This is a genomic window from Pseudoblastomonas aquimaris (assembly GCF_035481675.1).
Classification (GTDB): Bacteria; Pseudomonadota; Alphaproteobacteria; order Sphingomonadales; family Sphingomonadaceae; genus Alteriqipengyuania_B.
The window spans coordinates 1,468,605-1,488,713 of sequence record NZ_JAYJJW010000001.1 but is presented as its reverse complement, the minus strand read 5'-3'; the positions used below and the strand labels follow the sequence as shown (position 1 = coordinate 1,488,713).

At 66.0% G+C, this 20,109-nt stretch carries 16 protein-coding genes; 10 read left to right on the top strand and 6 right to left on the bottom strand.

All coding sequences use genetic code 11. The annotated features are described in order from the left end of the window. The first annotated feature begins 37 nt into the window (after positions 1-37). The 6 genes from VCJ71_RS07335 to VCJ71_RS07310 all read left to right on the top strand — a co-directional run bounded on the left by VCJ71_RS07335 (position 38) and on the right by VCJ71_RS07310 (position 5,964). A complete protein-coding gene (locus VCJ71_RS07335) occupies positions 38-1,741 on the top strand; it encodes a DUF4153 domain-containing protein (protein WP_324640121.1) in 1,704 nt (567 codons plus the stop codon). A gap of 60 nt (positions 1,742-1,801) precedes the next feature. Continuing rightward, positions 1,802-2,104: an Asp-tRNA(Asn)/Glu-tRNA(Gln) amidotransferase subunit GatC gene (gene gatC / locus VCJ71_RS07330; RefSeq protein WP_290135995.1), complete on the top strand. Its 303-nt coding sequence runs from the start codon at positions 1,802-1,804 to the stop codon at positions 2,102-2,104. Next, positions 2,101-3,585, top strand: coding sequence for an Asp-tRNA(Asn)/Glu-tRNA(Gln) amidotransferase subunit GatA (gene gatA / locus VCJ71_RS07325; protein WP_324640118.1), 1,485 nt, complete (start codon positions 2,101-2,103; stop codon positions 3,583-3,585). Before gatC ends, gatA begins: the two co-directional genes overlap by 4 nt. Then, on the top strand, positions 3,582-3,914 hold the full coding sequence (locus tag VCJ71_RS07320) for a hypothetical protein (RefSeq protein WP_324640116.1): 333 nt from the start codon (positions 3,582-3,584) through the stop codon (positions 3,912-3,914). Before gatA ends, VCJ71_RS07320 begins: the two co-directional genes overlap by 4 nt. Positions 3,915-3,930: 16 nt before the next feature. Beyond that, a complete protein-coding gene (gene gatB / locus VCJ71_RS07315; protein ID WP_324640115.1) occupies positions 3,931-5,430 on the top strand; it encodes an Asp-tRNA(Asn)/Glu-tRNA(Gln) amidotransferase subunit GatB in 1,500 nt (499 codons plus the stop codon). A 72-nt stretch (positions 5,431-5,502) separates the two neighbouring features. Then, on the top strand, positions 5,503-5,964 hold the full coding sequence (locus VCJ71_RS07310; RefSeq protein ID WP_324640113.1) for a hypothetical protein: 462 nt from the start codon (positions 5,503-5,505) through the stop codon (positions 5,962-5,964). 79 nt (positions 5,965-6,043) lie between these two features. Here the strand turns inward: VCJ71_RS07310 and VCJ71_RS07305 are convergent, their stop codons facing one another. The 5 genes from VCJ71_RS07305 to VCJ71_RS07285 all read right to left on the bottom strand — a co-directional run bounded on the left by VCJ71_RS07305 (position 6,044) and on the right by VCJ71_RS07285 (position 13,366). Further along, the gene (locus tag VCJ71_RS07305) at positions 6,044-6,352 is read right to left on the bottom strand and encodes a hypothetical protein (RefSeq protein WP_324640111.1); all 309 of its coding nucleotides are present in this window, start codon (positions 6,350-6,352) and stop codon (positions 6,044-6,046) included. A gap of 42 nt (positions 6,353-6,394) precedes the next feature. Beyond that, positions 6,395-9,343 carry a M16 family metallopeptidase gene (locus VCJ71_RS07300; protein WP_324640109.1) on the bottom strand — a complete coding sequence of 983 codons (2,949 nt, stop codon included), beginning with the start codon at positions 9,341-9,343 and terminating at the stop codon, positions 6,395-6,397. Positions 9,344-9,450: 107 nt separating this feature from the next. After that, the gene (locus VCJ71_RS07295) at positions 9,451-11,673 is read right to left on the bottom strand and encodes a penicillin acylase family protein (RefSeq protein ID WP_324640107.1); all 2,223 of its coding nucleotides are present in this window, start codon (positions 11,671-11,673) and stop codon (positions 9,451-9,453) included. A 38-nt stretch (positions 11,674-11,711) separates the two neighbouring features. Further along, positions 11,712-12,437 (bottom strand): ABC transporter permease, encoded by a 726-nt coding sequence (locus VCJ71_RS07290; RefSeq protein ID WP_324640105.1) that lies wholly within the window; start codon positions 12,435-12,437, stop codon positions 11,712-11,714. Then, a complete protein-coding gene (locus VCJ71_RS07285; protein WP_324640104.1) occupies positions 12,434-13,366 on the bottom strand; it encodes an ATP-binding cassette domain-containing protein in 933 nt (310 codons plus the stop codon). The genes VCJ71_RS07290 and VCJ71_RS07285 overlap by 4 nt, the downstream gene beginning before the upstream one ends. A 76-nt stretch (positions 13,367-13,442) precedes the next feature. Between VCJ71_RS07285 and VCJ71_RS07280 the strand changes: the two genes are divergently transcribed. Together VCJ71_RS07280 and VCJ71_RS07275 are read left to right on the top strand one after the other, a co-directional pair. Next, positions 13,443-13,913, top strand: coding sequence for a hypothetical protein (locus VCJ71_RS07280; RefSeq protein WP_324640102.1), 471 nt, complete (start codon positions 13,443-13,445; stop codon positions 13,911-13,913). Then, positions 13,913-14,134 (top strand): helix-turn-helix domain-containing protein, encoded by a 222-nt coding sequence (locus VCJ71_RS07275; RefSeq protein WP_324640100.1) that lies wholly within the window; start codon positions 13,913-13,915, stop codon positions 14,132-14,134. Before VCJ71_RS07280 ends, VCJ71_RS07275 begins: the two co-directional genes overlap by 1 nt. A 24-nt stretch (positions 14,135-14,158) precedes the next feature. Here the strand turns inward: VCJ71_RS07275 and VCJ71_RS07270 are convergent, their stop codons facing one another. Next, on the bottom strand, positions 14,159-15,700 hold the full coding sequence (locus VCJ71_RS07270; protein ID WP_324640098.1) for a hypothetical protein: 1,542 nt from the start codon (positions 15,698-15,700) through the stop codon (positions 14,159-14,161). 217 nt (positions 15,701-15,917) lie between these two features. Here VCJ71_RS07270 and clpB point away from each other — a divergent pair, with 217 nt between their 5' ends. Continuing rightward, the gene (gene clpB, locus VCJ71_RS07265) at positions 15,918-18,503 is read left to right on the top strand and encodes an ATP-dependent chaperone ClpB (protein WP_324640096.1); all 2,586 of its coding nucleotides are present in this window, start codon (positions 15,918-15,920) and stop codon (positions 18,501-18,503) included. Between the two features lie 71 nt (positions 18,504-18,574). Then, a complete protein-coding gene (locus VCJ71_RS07260) occupies positions 18,575-20,053 on the top strand; it encodes a tetratricopeptide repeat-containing sulfotransferase family protein (protein ID WP_324640095.1) in 1,479 nt (492 codons plus the stop codon). The last annotated feature ends 56 nt before the right edge of the window (positions 20,054-20,109 follow it).

Sequence of the window (20,109 nt, the reverse complement as noted above, 5' to 3'; positions counted from 1 at the left end):
TTGCGTGGGGATGCGGGCGGGTGAAAACTCGCGCCCCATGGACGACGATATCGAACCGCAGGGGCCGCAGGCGGCTGCCCTGAACGACTGGCCGCTGCGGCCGTGGATCCTTGCGAGCTTGCTGGCGATCGCCGGCTTTATGATCTTCGCGGTCACGCGCGCAGATGGGGCGGGCGACAATCCCACGCAGATGGCGCTGGCCGCCTTCGCCCTCTTCGGCGGGCTTGCCGCGGCCTTTGCCATGGACGAGGGGCGGGAATTGCGCGCTGCGCTGTTCGGCTTCGTTGCCGGGCTGGTGATGGCGGGGATCGCCTATCGGGCCGTCAGCGCCGGCGACAACACGGCAGATGCGCCGTTCTGGGTCGCGGCGGGCATCCTCGCCCTCGGCCTCGCCCTGCCGCTGTTCCAGGCGGGCTTCCTGCGCGATCGCTGGCGCACCTCGTATGAGGTGATGCATTTCCACGTCTGGACCGACGCGCTGAGCGCCGCCGGGGCGTTTGCCTTCACCGGCCTGTCGTGGCTGCTTATGGTGCTGCTCGCAGCCTTGTTCCGCACGATCGATATCGACATCCTCGACGACCTCATGCACGAGCCCGCTTTCGGCTGGATGTTCTCCGGCGCGGCCTTCGGCGGGGCGCTCGGCGTCCTGCGCAACCAGCGCCGCGTGCTCGGGACGGTGCAGCATGTCGCGATGCTGGTGCTCTCGATCCTCGCCGTGCCCTTCGCCGCCGCGCTGACGCTGTTCCTGATCGCGCTGGTCGTTTCGGGGCCGCAGGTGCTGTGGAATGCCACGACAAGCGCCACGCCGCTGCTGCTCGCCTGCGCTGCGGCAAGCTTCGTGCTCGCCAACGCGATCCTGCGGGACGACGACCGCGCGATGACCGGCAATGCGGTGCTGCGCTGGTCCGCGCGCGTGCTGGCCGCGCTGATCCTGCCGCTGACGGTGTTCGCGGCCGTCTCCATCGGCCTGCGCATCGGCCAGCACGGCCTCAGCCCCGAACGCATCTGGGCGCTGCTGACCGTTGCGGTCGCTACCGCCTATGGCCTCGCCTACGCCGTATCGCTCGTGCGCGGGTGGAAGTCCGGCACCTGGCGCGACACGCTGCGGCAGGCGAACTTGCACCTCGCCGTCGGCACCAGCGTGCTCGCGCTGCTGCTGGCGCTGCCGATCCTCGACCTCGGCGCGATCAGCACGCGCGACCAGCTCGCCCGGCTGGAAAGCGGGGCGGTGAGCGCGGAGGAGTTCGATTACGCGGCGCTGAAGTGGGAATTCGGCGATGCCGGCCGCACGGCGCTGGCGCGGCTTGCAAAGTCGAACGACCGTGACATTGCTGAACGCGCAACAAACGCACTGAACGACGATGACCGTTGGGGGTATGAAATCGAGGCTCGTGCGGAGGAGCAGGGCGAGATCCGCTACGCCTTTACCGACCCCGCCCTGCGCGAGGCGGTGGAGAACTACATCGATGACAATCCGTGGCAGTGCGAGCAGGCCTGTATCGCGCTCGACGCGGGGGAACGCGATGGCCGGCGCCGCGTCGTGCTGACCAACGGGCTCGGCACCTCGCATGTGTTTTTCCGCGGGGCCGATCTGGTGCCGTTCCCTCCTGAAGCCCCTGATGGCGGCCGCGCAAGCCAGCTTGAAGTGGAGAATCTCGACGCTGCGAGCGCCGAAATTCGCGAGGTCACCGGGCGGCGTGTCTATGTGGACGGCAAGCCGGTCGGCGACATCTTCGAATAGGTCTGCTGCGTCCGCTAACACCGCTTGAAGCAAAGCCTGCGCAAGGCTAACGCCCTCGCCATGTCCGTAGATAAGGAAACAGTGGCCAAGATCGCCTCTCTGGCACGCATCCGGCTCGACGATGCGCAGTGCGAGGCGATGGTGCCGGAACTCAACAACATCCTCAGCTGGGTGGACCAGCTGGGCGAAGTCGACTGCAGCGACGTGGAGCCGATGACGGCGGTCATCCCCAACCAGCTGCGCCTGCGCGACGACGTGGTCGATGCCGACCCGCTGACCGGCGGCGGCGTGCGTGACAAGGTGCTGGCGAACGCGCCCAACGCGGAACACGGCTTCTTCGCCGTGCCCAAGGTGATCGAATGACCGACCTTACCCAGCTGGGCGTGCGCGCCATCCGCGACGGTGTGCGCGGCGGTGAATTCACCGCGCGCGAAGTGACCGAGGCGTTCAACGCCAACGTCGCTGCCGCATCGGCGCTCAACGCCTTCATCGTCGCCACGCCGGACAAGGCGCTGGAACAGGCGGACGCGGTCGACACCGCGCGGAGCGATGGCAAGGACCTGCCCGCCATGGCCGGCGTGCCGATCGGCATGAAGGACCTGTTCTGCACCAAAGGCGTGCAGTCCACCGCGGCCAGCCACATCCTCGAAGGCTTCGTGCCCGAATATGAAAGCACCGTCTCGCAGAAGCTGTGGGACGCGGGCTGCACCATGCTGGGCAAGCTCAACATGGACCAGTTCGCCATGGGCTCCTCGAACGAGACGAGCTACTTCGGCAACGTCATTTCGCCGTGGCGGCGCGGCAACGGCGATAATGCGGCGCTGGCCCCCGGCGGCTCGTCCGGCGGATCGAGCGCGGCGGTCTCCGCCCGGCTGTGCCCCGCGGCGACCGGCACCGACACCGGCGGATCGATCCGCCAGCCCGCCGCCTTTACCGGCATCACCGGCATCAAGCCGACCTACGGCCGCTGCTCGCGCTGGGGCGTGGTGGCGTTCGCCTCCAGCCTCGACCAGGCAGGGCCGATGGCGCGAGACGTAGCCGACTGCGCGATCATGCTCGGCGCGATGGCTGGCTTCGACTCGAAGGACGCGACCAGCCTGAAGATGGACGTGCCCGACTGGTTCGGCGGCCTGTCGGACGATCTTGCGGGCAAGCGCGTCGGCATTCCGCGCGAATACCGGATGGACGGCATGGACGCGGAAATCGCGGCCAGCTGGGACCAGGGTATCGCGTGGCTGAAGGATGCGGGGGCCGAGATCGTCGACATCTCCCTGCCGCACACGAAATACGCGCTGCCGGCCTATTACATCATCGCCCCGGCGGAAGCCTCCAGCAACCTCGCGCGTTATGACGGCGTGCGTTACGGCCTGCGCGACCTGCCAGAAGGCGCGGGGCTGCAGGACATGTATGCCGCGACCCGCGCCGATGGCTTTGGCGACGAGGTGAAGCGCCGCGTGATGATCGGCACCTATGTGCTCAGCGCCGGGTTCTACGATGCCTATTACACGCAGGCGCAGAAGATCCGCACGCTGATCGCGCGCGACTTCCAGCAGGCGTGGGACCACTGCGACGTGATCCTTGCGCCCACCGCGCCGAGCGCGGCCTTCGCGCTGGGCGAGAAGAGCGACGATCCGCTGGCGATGTATCTGAACGACGTGTTCGCCGTGCCCGCCAGCCTCGCCGGCCTGCCCGCGATGAGCGTGCCCGCCGGCCTCAACGGCGAAGGCCTGCCGCTGGGCTTGCAGATCATCGGCAAGGCCTTCGACGAGCAGGGCGTGCTGAATGCCGGCCTCGCGATAGAAAAACGCGCCGGCTTCACCGCGCAGCCGGAGAAGAGGTGGTGAGCGCCTTCGCCAAAGCGATTATCGGAACATTTTTCGTCGTCTTACTAAGTTTCGTCGCCTTCTCCTTATACCGTGGCCCCGGCCTGTTGACGGCATTGGTCGAGCCGAAGGGTGCAATCGATTCCGGGTGCAAATTCAATATTTGTACAGGCGATAGTTATGTATCGTCGGCACGAAAATTGAATTCTCAAGGTTACGCCCGCACGAGCGTAAATGAAGGTCGCTCAATTTTTCTTGAGAAGAAGCGCAAGTCGCAGACGATATCTTTACATGAAGAGAGGGGTAAAGTTGTCAGGGTTGCGTGGAACTTTGAGGTTTGGGCACTCTAAAGATATGGCAAACGCTATGAGCAACTACACGATCCACGGCGCCACTGGCGACTGGGAGGTCGTCATCGGCCTCGAAGTCCACGCGCAGGTCTCGACCCAGGCGAAGCTGTTCTCCGGCGCCTCGACCGAATTCGGGGCGGAGCCGAACACGCAGGTCTCCCTCGTCGATGCGGCGATGCCAGGCATGCTGCCGGTGCCGAACCGCGAATGCATCCGCCAGGCGGTGCGCACCGGCCTCGCCATCGATGCGAAGATCAACAAATGGAGCCGGTTCGACCGCAAGAACTATTTCTACGCCGATTTGCCGCAGGGCTACCAGATCAGCCAGCTCTACCACCCGTTGGTGGGCGAGGGGCAGCTGGTCATCGATGCCGACGAGAAAGCCGGCATCCCCGAGGACAAGACCATCGGGATCGAGCGCATCCATGTGGAGCAGGATGCGGGCAAGCTGATGCACGACCAGCATCCCGCCTTCTCCTATGTCGATCTCAACCGCAGCGGCGTGGCGCTGATGGAAATCGTGTCGAAGCCCGACATGCGCTCCCCCGCCGAAGCGGGCGCCTATGTCCGCAAGCTGCGCTCCATCCTGCGCTATGTCGGATCGTGCGACGGCAACATGGAGCAGGGCTCGATGCGTGCCGACGTCAACGTCAGCGTCCGCAAGCCGGGCGAGGAATTCGGCACCCGCACGGAAACGAAGAACGTCAATTCGGTGCGCTTCGTGATGGCGGTGATCGAACAGGAAGCCCGCCGCCAGGTCGACCTGATCGAGGACGGCGGCACGGTGGTGCAGGAAACGCGGCTCTACGATCCCGACCGCAACGAAACCCGCTCCATGCGGTCGAAGGAAGACGCGCACGATTATCGCTACTTCCCCGATCCCGACCTGCTGCCGCTGGAACTGGACGACGATTTCGTGGCCGAATGCCGCGAGTCCTTGCCCGAACTTCCCGACGCCAAGCGCGACCGCTATGTGAACGAGCTCGGCCTGTCGGCTTACAACGCCAACGTGCTGACCGCCGAAGTCGATACCGCCGCGTGGTTCGAACAGCTGCTGGAAGCGACCGCGCGCCGGGCGAACAAGGGCAAGGGCGATGTCGCGAAACAGGCGGCCAACTGGCTCACCAGCGAATTGTTCGGCGCGCTCAACCGTGTGGACAAGACGCTGGAGACCAGCCCCGTCACGCCGGAAAAGGGCGCAGAGCTGCTCGCGCTGGTGGCCGACGGCACGATCAGCGGCTCCATCGCCAAGCAGGTCCTCGAAAAGATGCTCGAGACCGGCGACGGCGCACAAGCCATCGTGGAACGCGAAGGGCTGAAGCAGGAAAGCGACACCGGCGCCATCGAGGCGGAGATCGACCAGGTCCTCGCCGCGAACCAGGACAAGGTGGAACAATACCGCGCGGGCAAGGACAAGCTGTTCGGCTTCTTCGTCGGCCAGACGATGAAGGCGATGCAGGGCAAGGCCAACCCGCAGGTGGTCAACGAACTGCTGCGCAAGAAGCTGGACGGGTAGGGACGGTCAGCCGCGACAAGTAAGATCGGTCGCAGCGATTGCACAATTCTCGTGTTGCGATAAAATTTGGCGATGCGCGATTTGCTTCTTCCAATTGTTGCTGTGCTGAGTTTCGGTCTCGGTGGAGATGCGAAGGGGACCGATCCCTCTGCATGTCTCGGCAATATTCGAGAGGCCTTGGTATCCAGTGGCTTTTCGGGGTCCGTGGACTGCGAAATGGACGATATTTCTCTCGTTTATGTCGGCCAAGTGAAGGCCGCGGACCATCTATTCCGTATTTGCGAGCATCGATACCGGCTGCGGCCTGCCTGTCCGGAATGCGCAGTCCACGGCGGCAGGCGTTTCCTGTTTCTCAGCAACGGAAGGTATCTCGGTCAATACCGATCCGATTTCGTTAATGCGCACATCGAGGACGGAATTCTCGTGTTCGTTCCGGACGATCTGGCCTCGGCACGGACCGAAGTCGTGTTCACGCGGGACGGACCCCCCGCCGAGATTCTGGTCGACGGGGAGGTCGTTAGGCTATTCCGCTGATTGCGCCCTTTCATGCCGAAAACAAAAAGGCCCGCCGGATCGTATCCGGCGGGCCTTTCCTTTTAGCTGCGGCTACGCGTCAGTTTACGCGGGTGCCGGTCATCGCCATGTCGCCGAATGCGCCGGCGTTGACAGTGCCGTTGAGCTGGTCGCCGTCCACCGTGGCGGTGGCGTTCAGGGTCATCGGCATCGGCACGACCATGTCCATCTTCCAGGTCAGCGTGTTGCCGTCGATCGTGCCGTCCTTGATTTCCAACTCGCCCATCTGGCCCTTGTTGGTGCCGGTAAAGGTCTTGCCGTCGTCGCCCGGGATCACGGTCAGCGTGCTTGTCTGGTCGCCCATCGGGCTCTTGGTCACGCAGTCGTACTTGCCACCAACATCGGTCATTCGAATTCTCCTGTTATCGTTCTTGGGTAGGGGGTTTTCTTATCAATCCGCAGAGGCCTTGCGAAGTTCCACATCGTAGCCGAGATCGGCCAGCTGCGGCATCACCACGTCAGCATCGCCGACGATCACGAACACGAGGTCGCCGAAGCTGAAATTCTCGCGTGCAAGGTCGCCCAGCGTATCGGCGGTCAGCGCCTCGTACTTGCCGGCCAGCGTTTCGTAGTAATCGTCCGGGCGGCCGTATTTCACGATGTTGACCAGGCCGTTGAGGACGGAACCGGAGGTTTCGAACTGGCCCGGCAATTCGCGCACGTTGCCGTTGACGGTCCGCTCCAGCTCTGCCGCGGTGACGCCGTTGTCGCCGGAATAGCCGGTCAATTCCTTCTCGATTTCCAGCAGCGAGGCACCGGTCTTGTCGGCCTGGATTTCCGCGACGACCACGTAGCTGAGGCGGTCGACGGCCGACTGGACGAAGGAGCGCGAGCCGTAGGACCAGCCCTTGGTCTCCCGCAGGTTCATGTTGATCCGGCTGAGGAAGCTTCCGCCGAGGATCTCGTTCGAGGCGAACAGCGCGGTGTTGTCGTCCGTGCCGCGCACATTTAGCACGCGGCCGGCGGTCAGCACCGACTGCGGCGAATTCGGCCGGTCGATGAGGACGATCCGCTGGCGCGCCTCCGGCACGGCGACGTCGAGGTTCTTGGCCGGCAGGGGCGCGGCCGGCGCGGCCCACGACCCGAAGGTGCCTTCCAGCTGCGCAGTAACCTCGGCCAGCGTGGTATCGCCGACCACGAAGACCTTCGCGTTGTCGGGCCGCAGCCACGTGTCGTGGAAGGCGGCAAGGTCGCCGCGCGAAAGGCCGCGCACGACGTCGATATCGCCGGTCCCGCTGGGCGGCACGGCATAGGGATGCTCCCCGAACAACACCTGTGCCATGGCGCGCTGCCACATTGCTTGCGGGTTCTTCAGCTCCGACTCGATCCGGTTGAGCTGCTGGGCGCGCACGCGCTCCAGGTCGCTGTCGGCAAAGGCGGGGTTGCGGATGTAGTCCGCCAGCAGCGCCAGCGACGGGGCGAGGTTGGGGGCGAGGGCGGACAGTTCGAACGTGGTCCAGTCCCCGTCGGCAGAGCTGCCGATATCGGCGCCGAGCACTTCCTGCACGGTCGCCAGCGCAACGGAATCGAGCGAGGTGGTGCCTTCCTCCATCAGCTCCAGCATCAGCGACTGGGTGCCCAGCGCGTCACGCGGATCGGCGGAGAAGCCCGCATCGAAAGCAACCTCGACGGACACGGTCGGCACCGCGTCGCGGCGGGCGAAATAGACTTCCATGCCGTTCGACAGCGTGGCGCGTTCGATATCGGGGAAGTCGAGATCGGTCAGCTGGCCGACGGGCGGCAGCTGCGAACGATCCTGGAACGACAGTTCGGCCAGTTGTTCGTCCGAACAGGTGGAGGCACCGCAGAAATAATCGAGCGCGGCCGCGTCGAGCCCGCCGATATCTTCGGGGATCGCCGCGCCGCCGCGGCTTTCGCCGCCTTCGGTCCGCTCGCCCGGTTCGTAGACGAGGGCGAAGCGCGGCTTGGTCAGCCAGCGCTGCAGGAAGGCGGTCACGCTTTCGGGCGTGGCGGCGACCATGCGCTGCAGGTCGACCGCATACTGGCCGGGGTTGTCCTTGTAGAGTGCGCCGCCGGCCAGTGTCACCGCCTTGCCACCGGTCGATTCGAGGCCGGAAATGGTGCCCGACGCGATCGAGACCTTGCTGCGCTCAAGCTCGCCCGCGGTCGGCCCGCCGGCGATGTAGTTGGCGACTTGTGCATCCAGCGCGGCTTCCACCGTGGCGCGGTCGGTACCCGGCTTCACGTCGGCCTGCACGATGAAGACGCCCGCGTCCTCGTTGCTCCAGGTCCAGCTCGACACGCTCACGGCGACCTGCTGGTCGCGCACCAGCGCGTTGTCGAGGCGGCTGCTGGCGAGCCCGCCCAGCGCGTAGGCGGCGAGCTCGATCGTCATGTTGTCGGCGCTGCCCGAACCCGGGATCGGCCACATGCGATAGATGCGGGTGGTGGAAATCTGGTCCTTCACCACCTTTTCGGTGTTCGCGGCGAGGGTTGGCACCGGCACGTCGGGATGGACGACCTCCGGACCGCGGTCGATTGCGCCGAACCACTGCTCGACCATCGGGCGCGCTTCGGCGGCGTCGATGTCGCCGGCCAGCACGAGCACCGCGTTGTTGGGGCCGTAATGGTCGCGGAACCACTGCTTCACATCGTCCAGCGTGGCATTAGACAGGTCGTCCATCGAGCCGATGGTGGAGTGGTGGTAGGGGTGGCCGCGCGGGAAGATGTTCTCGACCACTTCGTAGCGCAGCAGGCCATAGGGACGGTTGTCGCCGCGCCGCTTTTCGTTCTGCACGACGCCGATCTGGTTATCGAGCTTCTCCTGCGTGACCGCGCCGAGCAGGTAGCCCATGCGGTCCGATTCCAGCATCAGCGCCCGGTCGAGCGCGGCGGTCGGCACCGTCTCGTAGTAGTTGGTGCGGTCGGCGTTGGTGGTGCCGTTGAAATTGGTCGCGCCGACCTGTTGCAGCGGCTCGAAGAAGTCGCCCGGTGCGTTCTCGCTGCCGTTGAACATCAGGTGTTCGAACAGGTGGGCAAAGCCGGTCTTGCCGGCGGGTTCGTGCTTGGAACCGACGTCGTACCAAACGCTCAGCGCGACCACCGGGGCCTTGCGGTCCTCGTGCACCACAACGGTCAGCCCGTTGTCGAGCGTGAACTGTTCGTAGGGAATGTCGATCGCATCGACCAGCTGCGACAGCAGCGCGGCCTGCCGACTGTACGCCTCGACCGTGGTCGGCGCGGCGACCGGCTGGGCGGCTGCGGCCTCGGACGCGGCGGCCACGGTGGCCATGTCGTCCATCGGCTCCATCGTGGCGCAGGCGCCGAGCAGCGCGAAAGCGGATACGGCAGGCAAAAGGCGGCTCAAACGGCGTGTCATCGATGTCTCCCCCGTGGCAAGCCGCTCCGTCCGGCCCGACTCGCCTTCGTTCGTTATGGCGCGCAGGATAGTCGCTGCGCCCCGCGCGGCAAAATCCCTTACGGAAATCAGCGGCTGCTGACGGTGTAGCGAACCCGCGAGTTCGCGCGTGCATCGCTACGCCAGAAATGCACGGGCTTCAGCCGGTGCATGACGAACAGCGCAGCCTGATCGGCGAAATGCATGGAATCGGGCCGGGTGATGGCCTGGCCGTAGGGCTGGATCGATTCCGAGGACACGGGTTTGCCCGGCGCCCACTCCACGAACATCAGGAAGCTGTCGCCGTGGCGCACGGCCAGCCTGCCGTCGTCTTCCACGTCCCACAGGGTGGAGGCGCGCAGCGTGTCGCTGCCGCCGTCGAGCGGCAGGTCGGTATCGCCCTGGCGCAGTCGCAAAAGCTCGCCCTGCGGCACGTCGAGATGGCCGAAATGGGTCATCAGGTGGTCGACTGCGGCTTCCAGCTGTTCGCGCGTGTCGGGCGCGGCCTCGTTGTTGTAGCGATTGCCCATTGCCTCGCGGATCATCAGCAGCGCGAGCGCGTCGCCCGTGCCGATCCCGTCCGCCTTGAAGTCCCACCCGGCGAGCAGCGACTGGGCCTCGAGCAGCTGCGGGTCGTCCGACACGTCGAGCCCGGCGATCGCATCGAACAGGTCGGCGACGTAATCCTTGCGTTCGTAGCCGGTGTCGTACTTGATCCGCTCCAGCGTTTCGCGGTCGATCGTGTCGGCCTCGCGCATCAGCTTGTCGGCGCGAAAGGCGCGGTTGGTCATCGTCAGCTCGACGCCCATTTCGGGCGCCACGCTGTCGGGAGACAGGTCGCTGGAGCCGGCGGCGAAAAACGGCTGGTTGTTCGCGTTGTAGAGATAGCCGGAGCCGGGATTTTTGTACTGCGGCAGCGCATCGTAATCGACCAGCCCGTTCCAGATCGCCGCGCTCTCGTCGCCCGGCAGGATCCCGCGCCAGTCGTAACCTTCGGGCCGGTCGGGGATGGAGGCGTTGTAGATATAGGCGATGTTGCCGGTCTCGTCGGCATAGATGAAATTGGTGGAAGGGATCGCGTGGGTCGCCAGGATCCCGCGCCATTCCTCGAAGCTTTGCGCCTTGGGCAGGCGGTAATAGGCATCGAGCATCGCGATCGAATACATCCCGCCATAACGGATGGCGTAGAAATCGCCGTCGTCCTGCCGGATCACGGGGCCGTGCACGCTGCGATAGATGCTGCGGGTCGCGGGCACCGTCAGCGGGCCGATCTTCGCCGCCAGCGTCACATCCTCCCGCTCCAGCGGCAGCCACTTGCCGTCGAGCCGGTATTCGGTCTCGTCCTCGTTAACGACCAGCTTGTAGACGTCGGTCATGTCGGGGCGGTTGACCGTGTTGGTCCAGCCCAGCTTCTCGTTATGGCCGAGGAAGATGAACGGGCTGCCGGGGAAGGTCGCGCCGGCGAAGTGCAGGCCTTCCTCGCTTTCGACCACCGCCTCGTACCACGCCACGCCGCCGCGCCACGGCTGGTGCGAATTGGACACGAGGCGGGTGACCCCGTCGCCCGATTTCTGCGGCGCGATGGCAAAGGCGTTGGAGCCGACGTTGGCCGCATCCTCGCCCTGCGGCAGCGGGGCGGGCGGGGCGCTTTCGGCATCCAGGATGATGCGCGGGCCGAATTCGCGGTTGAGCGGTTCGTCCGCCACCAGCGGGCCGACGGTGTTGAACAGGCCGAAGAACAGCGGCTGGCGCAGCGCGAAGCCGGCGGCGATATCCTCGCCGTTCACCGGGAACAGGTTCGCCAGCTTCAGTTCCCCCGGATGGGCGGCGGCATGATCGTTGAGGCCGCTGGCATAGGCTTCCAACACGGCGCGAGTGTCGGCGGGCAGTTGCGGATAGTCGCGCTGCGCCGTGCCGCGCGCATCGAGCAGGGCGAGCGCGAAATCGAGCTGCGCGCCTTCCGTGCCGGCAATCGCGCCGTAACGGCCGCGGGTCATCGCCACCACGTCCTGCAGGGTGAAGAAATCGTCCTCCGCATGGGCGCGGGCGAGGCCGTAGGCGACGTCGGCATCGGTCTTGCCGTAGATATGCGGCACGCCGAACTGGTCACGGATAATCTCCGCCCGGTAATCGCGCTCCGGCGGCGGCGGACTCGCTTCGGCGGCGATCCCCTCCCACACCAGCAGCACCAGCAGCGTCAGCGCCAGCAGCGCGAGCGCGCCCCAGCCGATCCATGCGCGCAGCTTCTTCGTGCGCCTCCCCTCTGCAAGTGGGTCGGCAATAGTGGCAAGCGTGCGGGGCTGGGTGCTCATGCAGCCGGGGTAGGCGCTCCGGCCCTGCCTGCCAAGGTTCAGCGCATCGCGCGGCGGCCCAGGTCGGCCAGCATGGCGAGCGCAGCGCAGACACCGCCGCCGATGCCGAGCCAGACCGGCCACAAACCGCCCTCCGGCCGAACGGACGTCAGCGTCAGCACCCACGGGAACCAGCCCGCCTTATCGGTGCCCGTGATCAGCACCGCCAGCCCCACCAGTGTGCCGCCGATCCCGACGGCGAGGGGAATCACGAAATTGCCGAACCGCAAGGCGGACCACAATTGCAGCACGACGAGGAAGAAGGCTGCGCCCAGCAGTCTCGGCACCTTCATGCCGAGCTCGTCCAGGCCCAGCGGGCCTTGCGGCAGGATGCCGAGCGCCGCCGAAACCCCGCCGACGAGGACATAGGCATAGGCAAAGGTCAGGACCGTCATCCCGGCGATGGCGAGGCTCACGACGACGAGCTTTGCCGCGAAGACCTGCCAGCGCGGAAACGGCTGGCTGAGGACGGTGTCCCACGCCTTGGCCCGGTATTCGATCTGCGCAACCAGCGTGCAGAAGGCGGCCGTCGCCATGGGCAGCAGGAACATGACCCACAGGGGCAGGACCAGCCGGTCGATGATTGTCAGCCACCGGCTTTCCTGCATGTCGGTGACCAGCGCCAGGACGGCGAGAAGCGCGGTGAGCGCGGGGACGACCAGCGCAAACAGCAGGGCCAGCGAGCCGCCGAGCTTGGCCAGCTCGGCGCGGACGAGGGCGATCATGCTGCCAGCCCCCGTTCCTGCGTGCGCGGCCCGTCGATCTCGCGATAGATTTCTTCCAGCGACCGCTTTTCTTCGCACAGGCGCATTACCGGAACGCCGGCCGTGACCAGCGCGGCGTTTGCCTGAGCAGAGATGTCGGCGGCGCTTGCGCCATCCGGCACGGCAACCAGCAGCGAAGCTGCGCCCGCCTTCTCCGCCGCAAAACCCTTCGCGGCGAGCACGGTGGTGGCGCGCGCGGCATCGTCCACGGTGACGCGCACATTCCGGCCTGCGCCTAGCAGCATTTGCAACGGTCCTTCCTTGACGAGGCTTCCCGCCCGGAGGAGCCCGACGTGGTCCGCGACCTGCTCGACTTCGGCCAGCAGGTGGCTGGAGAGGAAGACCGTGCAATTCGCCTGCTGCGGCAGGCTGCGGATCAGCCAGCGCATGTCGGCGATGCCTTCGGGATCGAGGCCGTTGGTCGGCTCGTCCAGCAGCAGCAGCTCGGGCCGGCCCAGCAAGGCGCGGGCAAGGGCGATGCGCTGCCGCATGCCGAGCGAGTAATCGCGCACCTTGCGCCGCGCGTGGGAGGCCATGCCGGTGATTTCGAGGACCCTGTCCGCCTCGCGCGGAGGCAGGGACATCATCCTTCGCGCAAGATCGAGATTCGCCCTGCCCGACAGGTGATCGTACACCGCCGGGCTTTCGATGAAGGCGCCGATCCGCCGCAACAAGGCGATCCGGTCCGTGCGCAGCGGCTTGCCAAGCAGGTGGACGGTGCCGGCATCGGCCCGGACCAGCCCGAGCAGCAAGCGCATGGCTGTGGTCTTTCCCGCGCCGTTGGGGCCGAGAAAGCCGTAGATACTGCCCGTCGGCACACAAAGGTCGAGGCCGTCGATGATCGTCCGGCCGCCCAGTCGCTTGCGGAGACCCGCGGTTCGTATCGCCATTTCCATTGCCACGACGCCTTCTGTAATTTAACTAAGGCATAAATGAAGGGGCAAAAATTTAAGTCAAGGTTAAATTATGTCGGATGATCGATCGAAGATGCGCCGCGAAGGTCTGTTGGTGATGGTGTGTGCGGGGGGCGGGGCGATCCTGGTGGCGCTGATCGTGCTGTTGCCGCTGGCATCCTGGCTGGGCGGTTGGGGCGAAAGCACGCCCTGGACGGTCAAGCGACTGGGCGCAGCGCCTTACCTGATGGCGCTCGCGGGGATCACCTGGGCGGGCTGGAAGGTATGGCGGGGGCGCAGCTTTGCGCCGATCCTGCCGCGCCTGCTCGGCGCCGTGGGTGTCTTCATCGCCTTGGGCGGCGCGATGGATACGCTCGGCACGCCGCTGTTGCTGCGCAGCCTGTTTCCGGATGAATATTCCAGCATCGCCGTATTCGATCCGACGTATCTGTCGATCGTCGCGGTCGGCTTGCTGCTGGTCATGGTCGGCCGGCTGACCGGCCAGTCCTTCAGCAAGGCGCGCGAACTGGACGAGTTCGTCTGATGCCCGTCGCGATAACGCTTGACCGCGTGCTCCACGACAGGGGCATGACCGGCAAGGAACTGGCCGGAAAAGTGGGCATCAGCGAGACGCAGATGTCGCTTTTCCGGTCCGGCAAGGTCCGCGGCGTGCGGTTCTCCACGCTGGCGAAAATGTGCGCTATCCTGGAATGCCGGCCCGGCGATTTGCTCGATTACAGCTTCGAGGAAGCTGATCTGGAATAAGCTCCGGACCCGCTCTCAGGAAGGTCAGAAAGAGCCTTCCATGCCGAATAGCAGCACGTTGGTCAGCGCATCCTGGCGCGACCACGTGGCGCCGCCGGGCAGGTTGCCGCCGCTGAGGAAATTGAGCGGGACGAAGCCGTCGGCGCGGATGAATTCGCCGAACAGGTTGACGTTGCTGACCGGGAACCATGACAGGCCGGCGACGAACTGGCTCTGCGCTTCCCACGGCGAACCATCGTCGCCCGCGATGAAGCGGCTGAATTCCGCCGACACCGCGAATTCGTGGCGGGCCTGGTCTTCCTCGTTCGCGCCGAAGCCGTAGCGCCCGCCGAAGGTGAAGCTGGTGACCTTCACCGCTTCGAATTCGCTCAGCGGATTGGTCGGGTCGGGCACGGCCGTGCCTTTCCAGATGTCGGTCGTGCGGGCGAGTTCGCCGAGCAGGGTCAGGTCTTCAAGGTCGGCCTTGCCGTAAGCCGCCCACGCGCCGTTCGGCTCCTCGCACGGGTTGAAATGGAACACCGGATAGCCTTGGCAATAGGCGGTCGCATGCTGGTAGCTGCCGCCGAAGCGCACGCGATAGCGGGGCGCGAATTCCGCTTCGTAGCTGGCATCCACTGCGAAGTTGTTGAGGCGCGAGGGGATGGCGGTACCGTTGACCGGCGCGTTCGCCCCGCGGAACTGCGCGCCGCCCTGGATCGCCATACCGCGCAGGCTGAGCCCGTCGGCGTAGTACCCGACCTGTGCGCCGTAGGCGAGGCCGGCAAAGGCGTGCCAGTTGGTCGAGTTGGTGAAAGGGCTGACCGTGTCCTGGAGGCCGAAGGGAATGTCCATCTTGCCCAGCAGCGCGTAGGCCGGACTACGCTCCAGATCGCCGACCATCACCCAGCCGCGGCGCAGCTGGACCTGGTTTCGGGTGAGTGTGGTGATCGTGCCGGTGCCGAAGCTCTGCTGCGGATCGTAAAGCAGCTCGGCATAGCCGGTGAAGCCGTCCGCCAGCCGTGCAGTGAAGGCGAGCTGCGCGGAATGGAGCACCGCTTCGGATACGTGCTTGCCGTTCTGGTTCGCGCCGGTGGGGTGGCGCATCAGGTAACCGAACGTGTCGTCGATATTGCTGTTCTGGTAGTTCACGATGGCCGTGACGCTGCCGGAAAAGGTGACCGTATCGTCCAGCGTGCCGTCGGCTATGGCGCGCAGCTGCAGCAGCGGCTTTGTGTTCACGCTTTCCGCATGGTCGAGCATGGCAAAACCGTAATCGGGCGCGACGCCCACGATCTGCGGGTCGCTGTCGCCGGCAACCTCGTCCACGGTCGGTGCGATGCCGGTGGCTTGCGGGCCTGCCGCGGCGACGGTGGTTGTCACGCGGGGCTGGGCCGGCGCCGCGGCGTCTGTATTGCGCAAGGCCTCGACCTCGGCGCGCAATTCGGAATTCTCGCGCTCCAGCCGGTCGAGCCGCTCGACGATGGCGGCCAGCTCGTCGCCGTCCTGTGCCATGGCGCCGGGCGCAGCCAGCGCGGCGAATGCGGTGCAGGCCATCAGTACACTGCGCGAAACGATAGTCTTGGTCATGAATTCCCCCGGTCCGGCGCATTCGCCGTGCGGAACCTGACTTAGGCAAACGTGGTAAACGGAGCGTAAACGCCGCGCTGCGAGCGGGCCCGAACGGGCTTGCTTTCGGCGCGAGGTGACTTAGTTAGGCAACACAGCGTAAAAATGCGCGCGTCCGGCCCTTGTGTTGCAAATTTGCAACATTATCTCCGGCGGGACATTCAACGAGGGATTTTCGATGAACCTGGAAAAATTCACCGACCGCGCGAAGGGTTTCCTGCAGGCCGCGCAGACCGTGGCGATCCGCATGAACCACCAGCGGATCAGCCCCGATCACATCCTGAAAGCGATGATCGAGGATCCCGAAGGCATGGCCAGCGGGCTGATTGCGCGCGCCGGCGGCAATCCGCGCGCCGTGGAAGACGGTGTCGATGCCGCGCTCGCCAAGGTCCCGGCCGTCAGCGGCGGCGGGGCGCAGGGCACCCCGGGGCTCGACAACGACGCCGTGCGCGTTCTCGACCAAGCGCAGCAGGTCGCCGACAAGGCGGGCGACAGCTACGTCACCGTGGAGCGGCTGCTGGTCGCCTTCGCTCTCGCCACCACGACCTCGGCCGGCCAGGCGCTCAAGAACGCGGGGGTGACCCCGCAGGCGCTCAACGATGCGATCAACGAACTGCGCAAGGGCAAGACCGCGGACACCGCCAGCGCCGAGGAATCCTACGACGCGATGAAGAAATATGCCCGCGACCTGACGCAGGCGGCGCGCGACGGCAAGCTCGACCCGGTGATCGGCCGCGACGAGGAAATCCGCCGCACGGTGCAGATCCTCGCGCGGCGGACCAAGAACAACCCGGCGCTTATCGGCGAACCCGGCACCGGCAAGACCGCCATCGCCGAAGGCCTTGCCCTGCGCATCGCCAATGGCGACGTGCCCGACAGCCTGAAGGACCGCACGCTGATGTCGCTCGATCTCGGCGCGCTGATCGCGGGCGCGAAATATCGCGGCGAGTTCGAGGAGCGACTGAAGGCCGTGCTGGACGAGGTGAAGGGCGCCGACGGGCAGATCATCCTGTTCATCGACGAGATGCACACGCTGATCGGCGCGGGCGCGTCGGAAGGCAGCATGGATGCATCCAACCTGCTCAAGCCCGCCCTGTCGCGCGGCGAACTGCACTGCATCGGCGCCACCACGCTCGACGAGTACCAGAAATATGTCGAGAAGGACCCCGCGCTCCAGCGGCGCTTCCAGGCCGTCTATATCGACGAGCCGAGCGTGGAAGACACGATCAGCATCCTGCGCGGCATCAAGGAAAAATACGAGCTGCACCATGGCGTGCGCATCACCGACGGTGCCATCGTGGCCGCGGCGCAGCTGTCCGACCGCTATATCCAGAACCGTTTCTTGCCCGACAAGGCGATCGACCTGATGGACGAGGCGGCAAGCCGCATCCGCATGGAAGTGGAATCGAAGCCGGAGGAGATCGAGAATCTCGACCGCCGGATCATCCAGCTGAAGATCGAGGAATCCGCGCTTCAGAAGGAAACCGACAGCGCTTCGAAAGACCGGCTGGAAAACCTGCGCAAGGAACTGTCGGAGCTGGAGCAGCAGTCGAGCGAGCTCACCACCCGCTGGCAAAACGAGCGCGACAAGATCCACGCCGAAGCCAAGGTCAAGGAACAGCTCGACGCCGCAAGGCTGGAGCTGGAGCAGGCGCAGCGCGCCGGCGACCTGCAGAAGGCGGGCGAGCTGTCCTATGGCCGCATCCCCGAGCTTGAAAAGCAGCTGGAGGAGGCCGCCGGCCAGACCGACAACGCGCTACTGAAGGAAGAGGTCACCGAAGAGGATATCGCCGGTGTCGTCAGCCGCTGGACCGGCATCCCGATCGACAAGATGATGGAGGGCGAGCGCGACAAGCTGCTGCAGATGGAGCAGTTGCTCGGCAAGCGCGTGATCGGGCAGGAAGCGGCGGTCACCGCCGTGTCCAAGGCGGTGCGCCGCAGCCGTGCCGGCTTGCAGGACCCGAACCGCCCGCTCGGCAGCTTCCTGTTCCTCGGCCCCACCGGCGTCGGCAAGACCGAGCTGACGAAGGCGCTCGCCGGCTTCCTGTTCGACGACGACGACGCGATGGTCCGCATCGACATGAGCGAATTCATGGAAAAGCACGCCGTGTCCCGCCTGATCGGCGCGCCTCCGGGCTATGTCGGGTACGACGAGGGCGGGGTGCTGACCGAAGCGGTGCGCCGCCGCCCCTACCAGGTCGTGCTGTTCGACGAGGTGGAGAAGGCCCACGCCGACGTGTTCAACGTGCTGCTCCAGGTGCTCGACGACGGGCGGCTGACGGACGGGCAGGGCCGCGTGGTGGACTTTTCCAACACGCTCATCATCCTCACCAGCAACCTCGGCAGCCAGTTCCTGACGCAGCTGACCGACGAACAGACGGTGGACGATGTCGAACCGCAGGTGATGGACGTGGTGCGCGGGCATTTCCGCCCCGAATTCCTCAACCGGCTGGACGAGATCATCCTGTTCCACCGCCTCGCGGCAGAGCACATGGCGCCGATCGTCGATATCCAGGTCGCGCGGGTGCAGAAGCTGCTGAAGGATCGCAAGATCACGCTCGACCTGACCGACGGGGCGCGCAAGTGGCTCGGCCGTGTGGGCTACGACCCGGTCTATGGCGCGCGGCCGCTGAAGCGGGCGATCCAGCGCTACTTGCAGGATCCGCTCGCCGACAAGCTGCTACAGGGCGACATTCCCGACGGCAGCACCGTCCATATCGACGAAGGCGACGGCGCGCTGGAAATGACCACCGAAGCCGGTTGAGGGATCGGTTGAGAGTGCGCTTGCGGCGCGCGGCGATTGAGCCGGGGGATGGGGCGCGCTAGGGCAGGGGCGTGACGTCGCCCCCTGCCACCAACTCCGCTGCCACCAACCGCGTGCTCGCCGCCGTGGAGGCGCTGAAGCGCCTCGACCGCGATGGCGCGGTCGCACTCCTGCGCGAAGAGGTGCGCGAGGGGCCACCAAATGGCGAGCGGTGGCAGAGCATCGGGCGGCTGGCAAAGCAGATCGGCGCGGTCGACATCCAGCGCGAGGCCGCGCGCCGTTTCGCCGCCACGCCGCCGCCCACGCTGAGCCGCCTGCTCTATGGCTGGGGCGAGCTGGTCGAGACCGGGCGCAGCCGCGAAGCGCGCGAGCAGGTCGCCCGGCTGGCGGAAAAGCACCGGCAGATCCCGCAGGTGCAGCACTTCCTCGGCACGCAGGCCGTGGGCGAGGGCAAGGCGGAGGAAGGCGCAAGCCATTTCCGCGCCGCATTGGCGCAGAAGCCGGCGATGATCGAAAGCTGGTCGGCGCTGGCGATGACCAAGACATTCGCGCCGGGAGACCCGGATCTTGCCGCGCTTGAAAAGCTGCGCAGCGCGCCGGGCCTCACCGATCCGATGCTGCGCAGCCGGCTGCTCTACACGCTGGGCAAGGCCTATCACGACTGCCGCGATTTCGGCGCTGCCTTCGAAGCCTATTCCGAAGGCGCGGCCCTGCGCCGGGGCACCGAGACGTTCGATTACGACGCGATGGAGCGGCAGGCGACGCAGGCGCTGACCGACTTCACGCCCGAGCGGATGGCGAGGCTGCGTCCCTCCGGCCATTCGGGCAGCCGCGCGATATTCGTCAACGGCCTGCCGCGTTCGGGAAGCACGCTGACCGAAACGATCCTGACCGCCCATCCGGACATTGCCGACGGGGGCGAGATCAACCTGCTGCGCCCTGCGCTGATCCCGGTAGCGGGCGAGACCATGATCGGCGCGCATGAATTCGAAGCGGCGATGGGCGATCATCCCGATCCGTGGGGCACGCTGGCGCGGACATACGAAGGCCTGTTGGCGGAACGCTTCGGACCGGAAGGGCGCATCGTCGACAAGACGCTGCAGCAATCGCTGCGAATGGGGCTGCTGCTGCACACGCTGCCCGATGCGCGGGTGCTGTGGATGCGCCGAAGCCCCGAAGACACGGCGCTGTCGTGCTTCCGCACCTACTTTACCGCGGGCGTGCCGTGGAGCTGGTCGCTGGCCGATATCGGCCGTGTCTTCGCGCTGGAGGACCGATTGTTCGCCCACTGGGTGAAGCTTTTCCCGGAGCGGATCATGACCGTGCCGTACGAGGAACTGGTGAGCGCGCCCGACGTCTGGATCCCGAAGATCGCCGACCACGCCGGCGTTTCCTACGACCGGGCGATGGCGCAGTTCCACCGGCAGGAGCGGGTGGTGCGTACGGCGAGCGCGATGCAGGTGCGCGAACCGATGCGGACCGACCGCGTGGGGCAGGCCGAGGCTTACGGCCCCCTGCTCGACGAATTCCGCGCAGCCTACGCCGGCTAGGGAATTCACGGCGCGGCGCCGCAGCCCGCTTTCACATATCGATTACGCAAAAAGAA